At 72.4% G+C, this 15,899-nt stretch carries 13 protein-coding genes and 1 pseudogene; 4 read left to right on the top strand and 10 right to left on the bottom strand.

The features are described from left to right. Nucleotides 1–138 precede the first annotated feature (138 nt). Both ABFJ78_RS49025 and ABFJ78_RS49030 read right to left on the bottom strand, forming a co-directional pair. A complete protein-coding gene (locus ABFJ78_RS49025; RefSeq protein ID WP_436394494.1) occupies nucleotides 139–1,320 on the bottom strand; it encodes a Gfo/Idh/MocA family protein in 1,182 nt (393 codons plus the stop codon). A 271-nt stretch (nucleotides 1,321–1,591) separates the two neighbouring features. Continuing rightward, nucleotides 1,592–2,653 carry a pectate lyase family protein gene (locus ABFJ78_RS49030; protein WP_436394495.1) on the bottom strand — a complete coding sequence of 354 codons (1,062 nt, stop codon included), beginning with the start codon at nucleotides 2,651–2,653 and terminating at the stop codon, nucleotides 1,592–1,594. Between the two features lie 230 nt (nucleotides 2,654–2,883). Here ABFJ78_RS49030 and ABFJ78_RS49035 point away from each other — a divergent pair, with 230 nt between their 5' ends. Beyond that, a complete protein-coding gene (locus tag ABFJ78_RS49035; RefSeq protein WP_436394496.1) occupies nucleotides 2,884–3,861 on the top strand; it encodes a LacI family DNA-binding transcriptional regulator in 978 nt (325 codons plus the stop codon). A gap of 9 nt (nucleotides 3,862–3,870) precedes the next feature. On the opposite strand, the pseudogene ABFJ78_RS49040 reads toward ABFJ78_RS49035, so the two are convergent. The 7 genes and pseudogenes from ABFJ78_RS49040 to ABFJ78_RS49070 all read right to left on the bottom strand — a co-directional run. Beyond that, nucleotides 3,871–4,773: pseudogene (locus ABFJ78_RS49040) on the bottom strand (IS481 family transposase); the annotation flags it as partial. Nucleotides 4,774–4,892: 119 nt separating this feature from the next. After that, a complete protein-coding gene (locus tag ABFJ78_RS49045; RefSeq protein ID WP_436394497.1) occupies nucleotides 4,893–6,131 on the bottom strand; it encodes an FAD-binding protein in 1,239 nt (412 codons plus the stop codon). Between the two features lie 37 nt (nucleotides 6,132–6,168). Next, nucleotides 6,169–7,308, bottom strand: coding sequence for a serine hydrolase domain-containing protein (locus ABFJ78_RS49050; protein WP_436394498.1), 1,140 nt, complete (start codon nucleotides 7,306–7,308; stop codon nucleotides 6,169–6,171). Nucleotides 7,309–7,339: 31 nt separating this feature from the next. Beyond that, a complete protein-coding gene (locus ABFJ78_RS49055; RefSeq protein ID WP_436394499.1) occupies nucleotides 7,340–8,371 on the bottom strand; it encodes an Lrp/AsnC family transcriptional regulator in 1,032 nt (343 codons plus the stop codon). A 66-nt stretch (nucleotides 8,372–8,437) separates the two neighbouring features. Continuing rightward, nucleotides 8,438–9,205: a hypothetical protein gene (locus ABFJ78_RS49060; RefSeq protein ID WP_436394500.1), complete on the bottom strand. Its 768-nt coding sequence runs from the start codon at nucleotides 9,203–9,205 to the stop codon at nucleotides 8,438–8,440. Beyond that, a complete protein-coding gene (locus tag ABFJ78_RS49065; protein ID WP_436394501.1) occupies nucleotides 9,202–9,786 on the bottom strand; it encodes a papain-like cysteine protease family protein in 585 nt (194 codons plus the stop codon). Before ABFJ78_RS49065 ends, ABFJ78_RS49060 begins: the two co-directional genes overlap by 4 nt. A gap of 203 nt (nucleotides 9,787–9,989) precedes the next feature. Then, nucleotides 9,990–10,580, bottom strand: coding sequence for a DUF6801 domain-containing protein (locus ABFJ78_RS49070; protein ID WP_436394502.1), 591 nt, complete (start codon nucleotides 10,578–10,580; stop codon nucleotides 9,990–9,992). 266 nt (nucleotides 10,581–10,846) lie between these two features. Between ABFJ78_RS49070 and ABFJ78_RS49075 the strand changes: the two genes are divergently transcribed. Beyond that, complete coding sequence (locus ABFJ78_RS49075; protein WP_436394503.1) at nucleotides 10,847–11,347, top strand: hypothetical protein; 501 nt, start codon at nucleotides 10,847–10,849, stop codon at nucleotides 11,345–11,347. Between the two features lie 53 nt (nucleotides 11,348–11,400). Here ABFJ78_RS49075 and ABFJ78_RS49080 read toward each other — a convergent pair whose 3' ends face one another. Continuing rightward, nucleotides 11,401–14,145, bottom strand: coding sequence for a BTAD domain-containing putative transcriptional regulator (locus ABFJ78_RS49080; RefSeq protein ID WP_436394504.1), 2,745 nt, complete (start codon nucleotides 14,143–14,145; stop codon nucleotides 11,401–11,403). Between the two features lie 364 nt (nucleotides 14,146–14,509). Between ABFJ78_RS49080 and ABFJ78_RS49085 the strand changes: the two genes are divergently transcribed. Both ABFJ78_RS49085 and ABFJ78_RS49090 read left to right on the top strand, forming a co-directional pair. Continuing rightward, nucleotides 14,510–15,211: a S1 family peptidase gene (locus tag ABFJ78_RS49085; protein ID WP_436394505.1), complete on the top strand. Its 702-nt coding sequence runs from the start codon at nucleotides 14,510–14,512 to the stop codon at nucleotides 15,209–15,211. Nucleotides 15,212–15,284: 73 nt separating this feature from the next. After that, nucleotides 15,285–15,854, top strand: coding sequence for a TetR/AcrR family transcriptional regulator (locus ABFJ78_RS49090; RefSeq protein WP_436394506.1), 570 nt, complete (start codon nucleotides 15,285–15,287; stop codon nucleotides 15,852–15,854). The last annotated feature ends 45 nt before the right edge of the window (nucleotides 15,855–15,899 follow it).

Genomic DNA, 15,899 nt, shown 5'->3' on the forward strand with positions numbered 1-15,899 from the left:
CGTGGCACGTGTCAACGGGCGAAACGGAGCAATAACCCTTGTGCAGCAACCTCTTCGACATCGTCAGGGCAGCGTGAGAAAGCGCTTACAGCAACCGGGCGGACGCGGGAGCTGCCAGCGCTGGGGGCACCGGGGGTGTTACCCGGTGCGTTCCGCGCCCGGGCGGACGGCACTCGCCCACGGGACGCCGATTTCGGAGAACAGCGCCAGCCGGTCCGCGGCGACGGCGACCTCCTCGCCGATCCCCCGGACCACCGGGTGCCGGCTCGCTCCTTCACCCGCCGTGCGGATCCAGCCCGCCGGGATCCGCGCCGGCGAAGGCGCGTCCCGCACCGCCTCGACCACCGACGCGAACGCGCGGGTGGCCGGCAGCGGGGCGAGCAGCGGCACTCCCGCCGGATCGCGGTGGTGGGCGACCAGGTTGCGCAGCAGGTCCACCGGTTCGCCGAGGTGGACGCGCTCGTCGTCCAGCTCGAGCCGGTGGCTCTTGTACCAGAACTTCGCCCGCCCCTTCTTGCCGTGCACCACGACGTACGGCTCGTGGTCCTGCTCGGCGCACAGCGACGCGGCGACGACGATCTCGGGGCCGCGGTCGAAGCGGATGCGCAGGCACGCGGTGTCGTCGGCTTCGATGTCCCGCGTGCCGTAGAGCTCCAAGGCGATCTCCGCCGGGTCCTGCCCGCCGACCCCGCCGACGAGCAGCGCGGTGGCGACCGCGTGGGAGAACGGGTTGGTCAGGGCGCCGTCGACGACGGCCTCGCCGTCCAGCCACCGGCGGCCCGCCCAGGGGTTGCGGCGGTAGTAGGCGTCGGTGCGGATCCACGCCCCGGCCGCGCCGACGCCGGCGATCTCGCCGAGCCGGCCGGCCGCGATCGCCGCCCGCAGGACCGGCAGCGCCGGGGACCCGAAGCTCTGGAACCCGGTCTGGCACGCCGACCCGTTCTCCGCGGCCAGCCGCGACAGCGTCCGGAACCCGGCGAGGTCGAGCACCGGCGGGGTTTCCAGCAGCAGGTCGCCGCCCGCCCGCAGGACCGCGCCGCCGACCCGGACGTGCGCGTGCGGCGGGGTCGCGACGACGGTGATGTCGGGACGGCAGCGGCGGAGCAGGTCGTCGACGCCGACGTGCGCGGTGCCGCCCTCGGGCAGCAGGGCGATCGCGGCGGCCGAGGGCACCCGGATGTCGGCCATGCCGGCGAAGCGCACAAGCCCTTCGTCGTGCAGGATGCGCGCGCGGTGCAGGTAGCTGAACGCGTAGCCGGACGTGCCGACCACGGCCAGCTTCGGCGGGTCCGCGACGGTGCGGCGCCTGCTCCCCGACATGGGTCTCCGATCGGCGCGGCCGGGTCCGGCCGGGCGGGAACTGACGAATGGGCAGTTCGGGAGAAACTTCCGGTGGTCACGGTAGGGCGTTCGCGACAAGTGTGTCAATATCCGGGACATGCCTTCGAATTCGTCGAAAACCGGGTACTCCGAACGGCGGTGGCCGGTTCGAGTAAGCGCTTACTCGAACCGGCCACCGCCGTTCGGAGTACCCGGTTTTCGACGAATTCGAAGGCATGTCCCGGATATTGACACACTTGTCGCGAACGCCCTACCGTGACCACCGGAAGTTTCTCCCGAACTGCCCATTCGTCAGTTCCCGCCCGGCCGGACCCGGCCGCGCCGATCGGAGACCCATGTCGGGGAGCAGGCGCCGCACCGTCGCGGACCCGCCGAAGCTGGCCGTGGTCGGCACGTNAGTCGGCTCCAGCGTGAAGGAATACGGCGCCTGCGTCATGCTCCCGGTGCGGGTGATCTTGTTCGTGCAGCCGCCGAAGGAGTTGCCCGACTCGTTCAGGTAGCCGTCGACGTCGCTGTCGCCGGTCGTCTCCAAGCACACCTTCGTCGATTCGAAGACGTTGTTCTGCGCGAGGAACTGCGCGTTCATCCGCGAATGCACGGCGGAATCGGTGACCGAGTGGAAATAGTTGTCGTAGGCGTGCCCGGTGCCGAACCGCAGGCTGGGCAGCCGCGAGTTGACGTTCTCGAACCAGTTGTGGCTGTAGGTCACGTGCAGCTTGCCGGTGTCTTCGGCCGCGTTGTTGTCGCTGTGCCCGACGAGCGAGACCTTGTAGTGGTCGTGGAACTTGTTCCAGGACACCGTGATCCCGTCGGCGGCGTGGCTGATGTCGAGCAGGCCGTCGTAGTAGTCCTTGCCGTGGTCGAGGTCCGACGACAGGTCGTTGTGGTCGATCCACACGCGGGTCGCGCCGCGCTGGATCTGGATCGCGTCGGTGCCGACGGCCTTCGAAATGGCCAGGTTGCGGATGATCACGTTCGACGACTTGTCCACGGCGAGACCGCCGCCGGTGAAGCCGGACCCGGACCCGACGCCGAGGATCGTCTTGTTGGAGCCGATCTTCACCAGCGTCTTGTTCGCCAGCGTGATCTTCCCGCTCACCCGCACCGTGCGGGCCGTGGCATCGGCGACGGCGCTGGTGAACGCGGACGCCGTCGTGACGGTGACGGTCTCGCCGCCCGCGCCGCCGGTCGTGCCGGCACCGAAGCCGGCCGGGGAGTTCTCGTAGGCGTGCGCGACCCCGGTGGGGACGGCGACGGCCATCGCGGCGGCGACGGCGGCGGTTCCGAAAACGCGCAAGGACTTCCTGGTCATCAGGCACCTCGAAAAGGAGGAGGGGACCCGCGCCCCGGGAGCGGGGAACACGGCGGAGACTCCGTTCTACGATTTGCAGCAAAACCCGGTCAACGGTTTGCAGGATTTTCAGCGCAAGACCGGCCGAATGGCCCTGCGCCGGCCGGATCCCCGCTGCCGCAAGGCGATCCGTTGTTGACAACGCTGCCGCGCGTTTCCATGATGTGGCAGGAGCCTGCCGAGGAGTAGCCGTGAGCGTGACCATTCACGACGTCGCCCGCCGGGCCAACGTGTCGATCTCGACCGTGTCGCGCGCGTTCACGTCCCCGGACCTGGTCCGGCACCAGACCCGCAGCCGGGTGCTGGCGGCGGCGAGCGAGCTCGGTTACCACGCCGTCGGCGCGCCCCAGCCGGTCGTGCGCACCGGGCACATCGGGATCGTGGTGTCGGACCTCGGCAACCCGTTCTTCACCGGCGTGCTCGACGGCGTCCAGGCCCGCGCGCGCCAGGACGACGTCGCCGTGCTGTTCGCCAGCAGCGACCAGGACCCGGCGACCGAGCAGAACCTGGTCCGCCGGATGGCCCGGCAGGTCGACGGCGTGGTGCTGGGCAGCCCGAGCATGACCGACGACCAGCTGCGCGCGCTCGCCGGCCAGACGACGCTGGTGCTGCTCAACCGCGAGGTGCCGGGGATCCCGTCGATCGTGATGGACGCGGCGGACGGGATGCGCCAGGCGATCGAGCACCTGGCCGCGCTGGGCCACCGCCGGTGCGCCTACCTCGGCGGGCCCCGCGCGTCGTGGGCGAACCGCGCCCGCCGCCAGGGTCTGGCGGAAGCGGCCGAGCGGCACGGAACCGAGGTGGTCGAGTTCGGCCCGTTCCCCCCGGTGTTCGAGGGTGGCCTGCAGGGCGCGGACCTGGCCCTGGCCGCGGACGTGACGGCGATCGTCGCCTACAACGACCTGGTCGCCTTCGGGGCCCTCGCGAGGCTGAACGCCCGCGGTGTCCCGGTCCCGGACGAGATCAGCCTGGTCGGTTTCGACGACCTGGTGTTCGCGGCGATCTCGGCACCCCCGCTGACGACGATCGCGATGCCGACGGAGGCGGCGGGCCGCGCGGCGGTCACGATCCTGCTCGACTTGCTGGACGGTGACGCGGACGAGCACACGAACCAGGTGCTCGACACGTACCTGATCGTCCGCGCCACCACGGCCCCGCCTGCGGGCTAGCTGTACTGCTGCGGTGTGCCCGCGGTGATGGTTGTAGGTATGCAACCAGTGTGGCAAGGCTCGGCGGCGTTCGGTGTCGGTGCGGTAAGGCCTGCTGTAGGCCCATTCCTCCAGCAGAGTGCGGTTGAACCGCTCCACCTTGCCGTTGGTCTGCGGCCGGTAGGGCCGGTTCCGTTTCGGGGCGATCGCCGCGTCGCGCAGCGTGTCGCGCCACAGGTGTGAGCGGTAGCAGGCGCCGTTATCCGTCAGCACCCGGTGGGCGGTGATGCCGTAACCGGCGAAGAACGCCTGGGCTCGGGTCCAGAACGCGACCGCGGTGTCCCGGGTCTCGTCGGCCGGGATTTCGGTGTAGGCCAGCCTGCTGTGATCGTCCACGGCGTTGTGCAGATAGGCGTAGCCATGGCCACGGTTGCCGCTGTTGCGGCGGCCGGCGGCCCGGCCGATGACCCGGTGGCCGCCGCCGTCGGGGATGTTGCCCAGCTTCTTGATGTCCACGTGCACCAGGTCACCGGGTGCGGAGTGTTCGTAGCGGCGGACTGGAGTGGCGGTGGCCCGGTCCAGGTGCCTCAGCCGGGCCAGCCGGTAGCGGGACAGGATCCGGTGCACCGTGGAGGGGTTCAGGCCGAGCAGGTAGGCGATCCGCGCGGGGCCCCACCGGCGGATCAGCCGAACTTTGATGACGCGCCGCTCAGTCCGCGTCGGTGTCCGGGCCGGGCTGGTGCGCGGGCGGCTGGACCGATCAGCCATGCCGACTTCGCCCAGGTCGCGGTAGCGGCCGGCCCATCGGGCAGCGGTGGAGACCGACACCTCGAACCGCTCCGCGGCCCGCCGCAGCGGCCAGCCGTCCTCGACGACACAGCGAGCCAGGCGGAGTCTGCCGGTCGGGGTCAGGGGTGCGTTAGCGTGGGTCACGAGAGCCTCCAGGGCAGTCGGTGCAGATGTCGCAATCCACACCGAACCCGGAGGCCCTCCCTCACACCAAGATCATCCGATCACGTGTCACCACGATCGCAACCTCCCGGGCAGTACAGCTAGCCCCCGAGGACGTGCCGGTCCAGGAACGGGTTCCGGAACTTGCCCGTGGGGTCGAGTTTCCCTGCCAGCTCGCGGAATTCCGCCAGCCGCGGGTAGGCGCCGCCGGCCGCGTGGAAAAGCTTTCCCCAGTGCGGCCGGGCCCCGAACGGCGCCAGGCGCTCCTCCAGCACCGGGAGCACCGCCTCGACGTCGGCCTGCCGCGGCTGCCACGTGAAGTGCAGCGCCACGCGGTCGCCGCCGTGGCACGGGCTCAGCCACAGCTCGTCGCCCGCGATCGCGCGGATCTCCGACACCAGCAGCACCGGCGCCAGGAGCTCGCCGATCTCGCGGACCGCCCGGATGGCGGCCACGGCGTCGGCGTAGGGCACGAAGTACTCCGACTGCAGCTCGTCCCCGACGCTCGGCGTGAACGCCAGCTGGAAGTGCGGCAGCCGCTCGTGCCACGGGCCCGGGACCCCGAGCTGCGGCGTGCAGTTGTCCGCCGGGATGCCGGCCGCGTGCGCCGGGTGGCGGGGGCCGTCGGCCGGCACCGCGCCGAACAGCCCGGGCCGCGCGGTGAACGCGTCCACGCGGCTCTTGACCCACACCTGGTCGATCGTGTCGTTCGCCCAGTTCGTGAACAGGCTGACGCTGTAACCGGCGTCCTCGATCTCGTCGAAGTGCCGGTACGCGGCGTCCCACGGCAGAGCGTCGAAGACGTCTTGGCGGACGTCGAACGCGGGCACGACGTCGAGCGTCAGCCGCGTGACGACGCCGAACGCGCCCAGGCCGACGACCACCCCGGCGAACTCCGGGTCGGCGCGGGTGAAGGTCCGCAGCTCGCCGTCCGCGGTGACCAGTTCGACCGCCGAAACGGCCGCGGCGAGCCCGGGCTGACGGCGGCCGGAACCGTGGGTGCCGGTCGCCACGCTGCCGGCCACCGTGATGTGCGGCAGCGACGCGAGGTTCGGCAGGGCGAACCCGGCCGCGTGCAGCTGTCCGGCGAAGTCGCCGTAGCGCGCCGACCCGCCGACGGTCACGCTGCCGTCGTGGAACTCCACCGGGACGTCGAGCGCGCGCAAGTCCAGCAGGACGCCGCCGGGCGAGTCCGCGATGTCGTTGAAGCAGTGCCGGCTGCCCAGCGCCTTGACGCGCGACGCGCCGGCGACGGCCGCGCGCACCTCGTCGACCGTGCGCGGGGCCACCACCGCGTCCGCGGTGTAGGCGTGGTTGCCCGCCCAGTTCGACTCGCCCAATGTCCCTCCACAGTGCCGGATCCCCCACTTGGAGACCCTACGCGGCGGCCTCCCGCCAGAAGTCGCGCATCCACTCCGGCGGCACCGGGTTGTCCTCGCCGACCTGGGTCAGCAGCACCGCGACCGTGCCGGTCGAGGGGACGACGTGGGCGGTCGTGCCGGTGCCGCCGACCCAGCCGTAGCGGCCGGGGACGGTCCACGGCTCGACGGCGGCGACGTCGACCGCGCCGCCCATCCCCCAGCCCTGGCCCTCCAGGAACAGCGCGCCGATCTCGCGCTGGGCCGCGGTGGTGTGGTCGGTGGTCATCGCGCGGACCGACTCCGCGTTCAGCACGCGCCGGCCGTCCGGGGCGGCACCGGAGGCGAGCAGCATCCGGCCGAAGGCCACCCAGTCCTCCGCCGTCCCGGCCAGGCCGCCGCTGCCCAGCGGCAACGCCGGCATCGTGCTCCACTGGCCGTCCGGCGGATCGGCGAGGACGAGCCCGTCGGCGGTTTTCTTGTAGAAGGTGGTGAACCGGTCGCGCCGGTCCGGGCCGACGACGAACCCGGTGTCGGCCATGCCCAGCGGCGCGAAGATCCGCTCCTCGAGCAGTTCCGGCAGCGACCGGCCGGACGCGCGGGCGGCGAGCACGCCCTGGATTGTCGAACACGTGTCGTACAGCCACGCCTCGCCCGGCTGGAAGGCGAGCGGCACCTCGGCCAGCCGCGCGAGCCAGGCGTCCGGGCCGGGGAAGCTCTGCACTTCGCGGCCGTCGCCCTGCACGGGGAACAGCGCCTGCACCGCGGGCAGCGTGAAGTCCGACGCGAAGCCCCAGCCGGCCTGGCCGGTCAGGACGTCGAACACGGTGATCGGCCGCTTCGCCGGGACGACGTCGTCGACGGGGCTCGACGGCGTCCGCACCACGTTGGGGTCCGCCAGCTCGGGCAGCCACCGGCCGATCGGGTCGTCGAAGGCCAGCGTGCCGTCGTCGACCAGGGTGAGCACGGCCGCGGCGGTGATCGGCTTGGTGATGGAGGCGATCCGGAACAGCGAGTCGCCGGTCATCGGCCGGCTGCCTTCGACGTCGACGGAGCCGACCGCCACGACTTCGCGTTGTCCGGCCCGGTCGACGACGGCCACCGCACCGGGCAGCGTGCCGGCGTCGACGTGGCGTTGCAGGGTTTCGCGCAGGCTCATGATCCTCCCCAGGTCCGTGCCCGCACGATAGTCAGCGGGCGGGGATGATCGCCTGGTGGGTGCCGCCGAGGCCGTGCGGGCTGAGCAGCCGGCCCATCCGCTTCGGCATCCGCAGGGTGATCGCGCGGTCGAGGACGCGGGCGCCGGGCGCGGCGGCCGCCAGCCGCTGCTCGTAGCCCGTGCAGCCGGCCGGTTCCCGCAGCCACGCCGACACCACCAGGTTGCCCTCCCCCACCACCGCGGCCGACAGACGCGTCTCCGGCAGCTGCGCGATCGCGGTGCCGGCGCGGTCCAGGTCGCCCGCGGTGATGTCGAGGCGGTAGCCCGCGATCACCGGCCAGCCCGCCGGGACGTGCGCGAGGTCGCAGCGGAAGTCGAGCTCGTGGTTGCGCAGCATCCGCGCCAGCGTGCGGCGCACCGCGGATTCGCTCATCCGGCAGTCGCGGGCCAGCTCCGCGTAGCTGCGCCTGCCGTCCTCGCCGAGGGATTCGACCAGCGCGCGCACGTCGCGGTCGTCCCATTGCTGCGGGACGACCAGCCGGGCCTGCACCGCCGTCTCGTCGAGCACCGCCCGCTGTTCCGGGGCCAGCGCGTTCACCAGCCAGCCGCTGCCCTCGCGGTACACGCGCGTCGCGACGGCGAACCGGACCTCGCGCACCCCGGGCAGGGCGCCGACGCCGCCGGTGACCAGTGCGTCCAGCGCGTCGAGATCGCGGGCTGCCAGCGAGAGGAACAGCGAGAACCGGCTGGTCGTGCGCTCGACGCTGAACACCGACGGCCAGCCGCACAGCTCGCGGGTCAGCTCGGTCAGCGCGTCCGGGCGGCAGGCCAGGTCGACGTAGCCGACCGTGGTCGTCGGGGCGGTGGCGTACGCGGTGAGCCAGGCCAGCCCGGCCGCCTGCAGCCGGTCCCAGCGGCGGGCGGCCGTCGTCGCGTCGGTGCCGACGGCGGCGGCGATCCGCGTCCACGGCGCCCGCGGGTCGCGCTGCAGCGCCTCGACCAGCGCGAGGTCCGACCCGGTCAGCCGCGCCGGTTCCGGCTGGGCGGCCGTGGGAACGGGCATGGCGCATTGTGCCCTGATCATGATCACCTGCCAAGGGCCGCCGGGCGCGCCGGCGGCCCCGCCGTCCTACTGACGCCGCAACCGCGGCACCACGACCGCCCCGGCCACCAGCACGAGGAAACCGCCGAGCACGAACGGCAGCACCGGCACGTCCCCCGGCTCCGCGGCCGGCACCGCGCGCTCGCGGCCGCCGTAGCCGCCGCCCGCGCCGTCGCGGTCGTAGGCCGAGCCGGGCAGCTTGTCCGCGTACCGCTCGTGCAGCTGAGCGCGGTAGTCGGCGAGCGCCAGCTTCGTCCCCGCGGCGAGGCCGGTGACCGAGCCGTCCAGCACCGTCACGGCGTCGCCGTGCACCGCGTACCAGGCGTTGACCTGCGGTTCGTGCAGGAGGTACCCGCCGGCCGCGGCCTCGGCGTACTTCCGCTCGTAGTCACCGGACGCGACGTTCACGACGGTCCAGGCCGCGCCCTGCCGCTCGGCCCAGACGGTCGCCGTGGTGCCGTCGCCGGTCCGCGCCGGCACCGCGACGTAGGCGAGCGCGGCCGGGACGTCCGAGGTCCCGGCGACGAACGCCGCCGTCGGTTCGTAGACCGCGACCTGGGTGCGTGCGTCCGCGTTCGCCCGCGAAGCCGCGGCGGCCGCGTGGGCGCCGGGGAACTTCGTCTCCGCGAGCCGGTCGAGGGTCTGCTTGCCGCCGGTGACCTGGCCGATCGCGGCGGTGTCGGCCGCCGTCGGGGTGCCGGCGGGCCCGGTCGCCGCACCGGCGGCACCGGCCGTGGCGAGCATCGCGGCGCCGGCCAGCACGGCCGCGCCCAGCGTTTTCTTCAGCACGCTCATCCCTCGATCCCGTACAGCGTGTGCGTCCACTGGAACTGGTTGTTCGAGCGGTAGGTGTCGTAGTTCATCGAGTTGTAGCGGCTGTTGCCGGGCCACGGATCCCCGTATTCGACGCGGGTCGCGCCACTGGAGTTGTCGTAGCCGTAAAGGACGTGCATGTGCCCGCCGCCGGAGCGCCAGCCGATGCGGGTGCCGATCGGCTGGCCCGCGTCGATCTGGTTCTTGATGGTGGTGAAGGAAAGGACCTGCCCGTTCGAGTTGTACGACCCGACGTTCGAAAAGCCCAGCCAGCGGAACACCCGCTGCTGGTCGGACAGGTACCCCTGGTTGTTCGCGCAGTCGCTGCCCGACTCGTTGTGGGCGACCTGGCAGAACTTCGTCTGGGAAAGCGAATATCCCCAGTAGTCGGCGATGGTGTTGCCGCTGGCGTCCCAGCACCACTGGTCCTTCTGCTGGGCCTGCATGGTGATGCCGAGATCGGTCCGCGCGGCGGCCGCGGCGGCGGGCGCCTGCAGCGCGACGACGGCCACCGCGGCCGAAATCGCCGCGAGTCCACGTAGGACTCCTGAAGTGGTTTTCACGAAGTGGTCCTCCAGCCGGTGAGGATTCGACCTGGTGGCAGGGAATACTCCGCGCAGCGCGGCGCGCCCGGTACCTACTAAGGGAGGATCACGTTGGCAGGGAACGGTTTCCGGCGGATCCCGGCATTTCCCGGGTGCCGGATTCCGGCAGCGGCTCCGGCCCGCCGGACGGATTCCGGCGGGCCGGACGGTGCCGCGGGAGGTCAGCCCACCGTCGTCGTGCCGAGGGTGGCGTCCTGGTCCGGCGGGTCGAGCGTCAGCGCGACGTCGAACTCGCCGAGACCGCTGTCGGTGACGACGTGGGTGGTCGCCGCGGCGTCGACGCTGCTGGTCGCCTCCCCGGCCGGGGTGCCGGCGGGAACGGTGAAGTCGACTTGCCCCTGGGCGGTGAACTTCAGGCTGCCTTCGGCGGGGACGGGCGTCTCCGGGATGGGCAGGTCGATCGGGATGGCGACCGACTGGCCGGCGATCGCGACGTTCACCTGGGACTTGATGGTGCCCGAGACCTTCGTGGCGCCGACGAGCCGCAGGCCGTCGCCGGCCGCCTGCCCGGCGTCGACGTCGAGGCTGAACGGCACCGAAACCGGCGTGCCCGCCGTGGCGGTCGCGGGGATGTCCGCCTTGACCACGACGGTGACCTGCTGGTCGCCGATCAGCGGGAAGCCGCCTTTGTAGGTGAGCGATTTCTCGGCCGCCGCGGCCGGTCCGGCGGAAACCACCGCCAGTGCGCCCGCCAGGAGCGCGGCCAACCCGATTCCCCGGAACCGCCTTTTCCGCACGAGGGTTTCCGTCATGTCTGGTCCTTTCGTCGTCGAACGGCATTTCGGATGCTAGGCGGAAACTTCCCAACCGGCCAATGCGCTTTCCGGTGGCCGCGTAATTTGTCACGCGCCGCGGTGGGAACGGCTTTGTTTTTTGTCACGCACCCTTTCCGGGATGACAATTTCCCGGTGCCGCGCACTCACCCGCGTCAGCACCGCGAGAGCGCGGGTGTAGTGCCGGTGTAGGGGGCGCGCGCAGGGTCACCGGAGTCGGAACCCCGTTCCCCGAGGGAGAAGTGATGCGCACGATCTACCCGGCGGCCACGCTCGCGGCCGCTTTGCTCGTCGGCGGCGCGACCGTCGCTTCGGCCGCGCCGGCCGACGTCTACGCGGAGGTGACCGCCGCCGACATCGCCGACCCGGGCGCGGTGATCGCCGACTCGCCGGCCGCGCTCGCCGCCGCCCGCACGGCCGCGCAGGCGATCGCGTGGTACTCGAGCCGCACCGGCAGCACGGCGTACCAGGGCTACTGCGAGAAGGCGGCGCGTCTGGCGTGGAACCGCACGACGCACCACCCGAGCGCGATCGAGCACTGGCGCTCGTCCGACGGCGCCCGCCACACGACGGGCACCCCGCCGAGGGGCGCGTTCGTGTTCTGGAACATCTCGGCGTACGGCCACGTCGGCGTCGCGGACGGCAGCGGCGGCGTCTGGGCGACGAGCGTCAACGGCGCGATCGGCCACGCGCGGCAGGGCTACTTCGCGAACTACCTGGGCTGGAAACCGGGCAACAGCAACTGATCGAACCGACGTGAATGACTCATTCCTGTCGCCTGGTGACAGGAATGAGTCATTCACTGCATCGCGGCCGGAGTCCTCGTCCGCCGGACCTGCTCCAGCAACTCCAGCCCGGTCGTCTCCCCCTGCCGGTTCCCGGTCTCCCGGAAGACCCGCAACGCGCGATCGCACACCCCGCGCGCCTGGGACCGCTCCCCGGCCGCCAGCAACGTCTGCCCGATGCCCAGCATCGCGTAGGCGCTGCACCGCTCGTCGTCGAGATCCTCGAGGATGCCCAGCGCCGACCGCAGGCACGTCAACGACTCCGGCAGCCGGCCCCGCTCGCGGTGCAGCGTCCCCAGCTCCGTCAGGACCTTCGCCTCGCGATGGGGATCCTCGATTTCCCGCGCCAGAGCACGGGCTTCCCGCAGCCACGAATCCGCTTCCTCGAACGAACCCAGCAACGCGTACGTCGTCCCCAGCGAGTTCCGCAGCTGTGCGACGCCCCGGCGGTCGCCCGCCCGCTCCAGACCGGCGAGGGCCCGGCGGTAGCACCCCAGCGCCTCACTCGGCCGGCCGCTGATCCGCGCCACCGTGCCCAGGCCCGCCACCGCGAGGGCCTCTCCACGCACGTCGCCCAGCGAGGCGAACAGCGACGCCGAGCGCTCCATGTCGCGGACCGCCTGCGGGTACTCGTCGTGGTACAGCCGCACTTGACCGAGTCCGCGGTGCAGCACCGCCGCGCCGAGGCGATTGCCCGCCGCCTCGACCGCCGCCAGCGCCGTCAGGTGGCTTCGCCGCCAGTCGTCGTACGCGCCGCGCAGGTCGTAGAACGGGACCGCCGTCGCCGTCAGCTGCCAGGCCAGCTCGTCGAGGCCGGTGTCCGCGGCCAGCTGGACCGCGGCCGCGAGCAGCTTGCGTTCCGCGGTGAACCAGCCGAGCGGGTCGGCCGGCCCGGCCGTCGCCACCGGCGGGCCGACCGGCGGCCCGGTCATCGCGCCGAACGCCGGCGGCAGGCGCGCCGCCGCGGCCTTCGCCAGCGCCAGCAGCACCGTCAGCACCCGGGCGAGCGCGTCCCGCCGCACCGCGATCGGCTCCGCGGCCAGGAGTTCCGCCGCGTGGCAGCGCAGGAGGTCGTGCAGCCGGTACCGCGGCCGGTCGCGGGAATCCCGGCCCACCAACGCGACGAGGTTCGCGTCGACGAGCACGTCGAGGACTTCGTGCGCGTCGTCGCGGTCGAGGAGCGCGTCGACCACCCAGCTCGGGAAGTCCTGGGCGCCCAGCACGGCCGAGCGGCGGAACGCCGTCCGCGCGGCCGGCGGGAGCTGGCGCAGGCTGAGCTCGAAGCTGGGCCGGACGCCGAGGTCGCCGACGCGCAGCTCGTTCAGCCGGCTCGACTCGTCGGCCAGCCGCTCGCGCAGCGTCCGCAGGCTCCACGCCTGCCGCCCGGCCAGCCGCGCGCCCGCGACGCGGATCGCCAGCGGCAGGTAGCCGCAGCAGCGCACGATCGCCGCCGCCTCGGCCGGTTCGCCGCCGACCCGGCCGCCGCCCGCCACCGCGGCCAGCAGGTCGAGCGCCTCTCGCTCGCCGAACACGGGCAGCTCGACGTGCTTCGCCCCGGCCAGTTCCGGCAGCCGCCCGCGGGTGGTCACCAGCACCGCGCACCCGGCGTCCCCGGGCAGCAGCGGGCGGACCTGCGCGGCCGTCGCGCCGTCGTCGAGCACCAGCAGCACCCGCCGCCCGGCGAGCCGCGAGCGGAAGACCGCCGCCCGCTGGCCGAGCCCGGCCGGGACGGTGTTCCCGGTGACGCCCAAGGCGTGCAGGAAGTCGGCGAGCACCTCGGCCGGGTCGCGCGGCGCGCCCGTGCCCGCGAGGTCGACGTACAGCTGCCCGTCGGGGAACCGGTCCGCGAGGCGGTGGGCGACGTGCATGGCCAGCGCCGTCTTGCCGGTGCCCGGCGCCCCGGTCAGCACGACCGGCGCCGGCCCCAGCGCGGCTTCGAGCTCCCGGACGTACTCCGCGCGGCCGGTGAAGTCGGGCAGGTCGGCGGGCAGCTGGCGCAACGGCGTCGGAACCGGCGGCGCCACCGGATCGTCCGCGAGGATCGCCGTCTGGACCGCCCGCAGTTCCGGACCGGGTTCGACGCCGAGTTCGGTGACCAGGCGTTCGCGAGCCGTCGAGTACGCCTGGAGCGCCTCGGCCCGGCGGCCCGCGCCGGTCAGCGCGAGCAGGTACTGCCGCCAAAGCCGTTCCCGGTAAGGGTGTTCGGCCAGCAGGACGGTCAGCTCGGCGATCGCCGCGTCGTGCCGGCCCAGCCGCACCTGCAGCGCGAGGCGTTCCTCGACGGCGGCCAGCCGGTTCTCGACGAGCCGTCCGAGCTCGGCGTCCCACGCGGGTGCCGTCGGCAGGTCCTCGAGGGGATCGCCGCGCCACAACGACTCCGCCTCGGCGAGCAGCCGCAACGCCGTCTCGGGCGCGTCCGCCCGCGCGGCGTCGGCGACGAGCCGGGCGAACCGGTGCGCGTCGACGTCGCCGGGGTCGACCACCAGCGAGTACCCCGGGCCGTGGGTGCGCAGGACGGCGCCCTCCGGCAGCAGCCGGCGCAGGCGCCACACGTAGGTCTGCAGGTTGGCGGTGGCGGACGTCGGCGGCTCGCCCGGCCAGATCGTGTCGACGAGCTGTCCCGGTGAGACTGTCCGGTTCGCGTTGAGCAGCAGGTGGGCCAGCAGCACCCGCTGCTTCGTCCCGCCGAGCGGCACCGGCCGGCCGCCGGCCGTCACGGTCAGCGGTCCGAGCAGGTGAAACCGCAGTTCAGGTCCCATCGCGCACCTCGTTCCCACCACCACTCAGTGGCCGGACTGTAACCGGGTGTCGCCGGTGTCCGTGCGGGATTCGCGGACATTCGAGACAGCGGACCAGAACCTGTCACCCGCTGCTCCGGACGGCCCACGACGAAAGTCGCGTTCTTGATCAACCGACTATCGGCGGGTTCCGGAGATTCACCCACAGCGGTGACGGTAGGTGCGTCCTTCACCACACGTCACCGCGAGACCTCGGGGTCCGCGGCAGGAGGTTGATCCTGCAGTGTCGTTCTTTGCCAATCCGACTACAGCCACGGCCGATGGCTTTCGACGCAACGGTTACGCACCGCTCAAGGGCCGGCCTACTTCCGGTCGGATTGGCAAAGTGCGTATCGCGCGAACCGGCGTAGTCGTCTCCGGCGTTTTGTTCTCGGCCCTCGCGGCCGCGGCGCCGTCCCTGGCCGCACAGCCGGCCATCATCGACGGCGGCAACGCCGACTCGCTCCACTCCGCGGCCCGGATGTTCGCCGGCGGCCAGGAAATCTGCTCGGCGACGATCATCGCGCCCGACTGGATCCTCACCGCCCGCCACTGCACGCAGGGTGCCGACGGCAAGCCGATCAGCTTCCACGTGGGCGACCTGGACCAGACGAAGGGCACCACGGTCAACGCCACGTCCGTGCACGAAGCGCCGGACTCGGACATCGCGCTGGTACAGATCGACCAGCAGGTGCAGACGGAGTACGCGCCGCTGGGCAGCGAGGGCGACGTCAAGGTGGGCGACCAGGCCGAGGTGTACGGCTGGGGCGCGACGTGCACCGACAAGCCCGAGATCGAGTGCCAGTCGCAGCTGCTGAAGGTCGCGAAGGTGAGCGTGACGTCGATCGACTGCCCGGACGGGGCGGCGGGTGTTTCGGTGTGTGCGAACCGCGGCGACGGCATCACGGCGGGCGGCGACTCGGGCGGCCCGATGTACGCGAACGGCAAGCAGGTGGGCGTCGCCTCGACGAGCGACCGGCAGTCCTACACCGCGTACATCAACATCACGAAGTACCGCGACTGGATCTCGTCGACCGCGGGCGCCTGAATCCCTTCCACGAGCAAGCCCCCGGGACCCGGGGGCTTGCTCGGCCCACGAGAGTGAGTGTACAGTCACTCACATGACGAAACGCGGTGCCAGCCTCTCCACCTCCGACGCGCGGCGGGACGTCGTCGTCGACGCGGCCATCGCCGAGTTCGCGCGGGGCGGGTACCACAGCACGCCGATCAGCGCGGTCGCCGCCAGGGCCGACATCTCCCCCGCCTACGTCTTCAAGTTGTTCCCCAGCAAGGTCTCCCTGTTCGTCGCCGCGCTCGACCGGTGCTACGAACTCGTCGCGCACGCGCTCTCCAACGGCGCCGCCCGCGCCGACGGCGGCGACTCCGAGAAGATCCTCCACGAAATGGGCGGCGCCTACGCCGAACTCATCGGCGACCGGAACCTGCTCATGCTGCAGGTCCACGCCCAGTCCGCCGCCGACACCCCCGAAATCGCCGACGCCGTGCGCCGCGGCCTGGCCAAGGTGACCGAGCTGGCCAAGACCCGCTCCGGCGCCGGGGACGACCAGGTGCAGCGGTTCATCGCCTACGGCCAGCTCTGCCACCTCATCGCCACCCTCGACCTGGACGAACGCGCCGGCGAGTGGGCCGCGGTCCTCGCCGCCGGCATCCGCCACCCCGGCAAAAACTGACCCCGATCGACCTGTCACTTTTCCCGCCCATTGAGTGATTGACCA

It is taken from the genome of Amycolatopsis sp. MEPSY49, assembly GCF_051337345.1.
GTDB lineage: Bacteria > Actinomycetota > Actinomycetes > Mycobacteriales > Pseudonocardiaceae > Amycolatopsis.